Raw genomic sequence first — 625 nt, forward strand, 5'->3', positions numbered from 1 at the left:
AGCTCGTGTCGTGAGATGTTGGGTTAAGTCCCGCAACGAGCGCAACCCTTGTCATTAGTTGCTACGAAAGGGCACTCTAATGAGACTGCCGGTGACAAACCGGAGGAAGGTGGGGATGACGTCAGGTCCTCATGGCCCTTATGGGTAGGGCTACACACGTCATACAATGGCCGGTACAGAGGGCTGCCAACCCGCGAGGGGGAGCCAATCCCAGAAAACCGGTCGTAGTCCGGATCGCAGTCTGCAACTCGACTGCGTGAAGTCGGAATCGCTAGTAATCGCGGATCAGCTTGCCGCGGTGAATACGTTCCCGGGTCTTGTACACACCGCCCGTCACACCATGGGAGCGGGTTCTGCCAGAAGTAGTTAGCCTAACCGCAAGGAGGGCGATTACCACGGCAGGGTTCGTGACTGGGGTGAAGTCGTAACAAGGTAGCCGTATCGGAAGGTGCGGCTGGATCACCTCCTTTCTGGAAGAAGAAAAGCTGCTTGAAGGTACCAAGCACCCACACTTATCGGCTGTTGATTGAGAGCGCAGAGTGAAGACAGTTGGGTCTGTAGCTCAGTCGGTTAGAGCACCGTCTTGATAAGGCGGGGGTCGTTGGTTCGAATCCAACCAGACCCA

1 tRNA gene and 1 rRNA gene are annotated in these 625 nt (G+C 56.2%); both read left to right on the top strand.

The features are described 5' to 3' along the window. Positions 1-470: ribosomal RNA gene (locus ACK4SC_RS11705) — 16S ribosomal RNA — on the top strand; the annotation flags it as partial. 81 nt (positions 471-551) lie between these two features. Next, positions 552-625, top strand: a tRNA-Ile gene (locus ACK4SC_RS11710).

This window comes from Microcella sp., from assembly GCF_046293215.1.
In the GTDB taxonomy this organism is placed as follows: Bacteria; Actinomycetota; Actinomycetes; order Actinomycetales; family Microbacteriaceae; genus Microcella.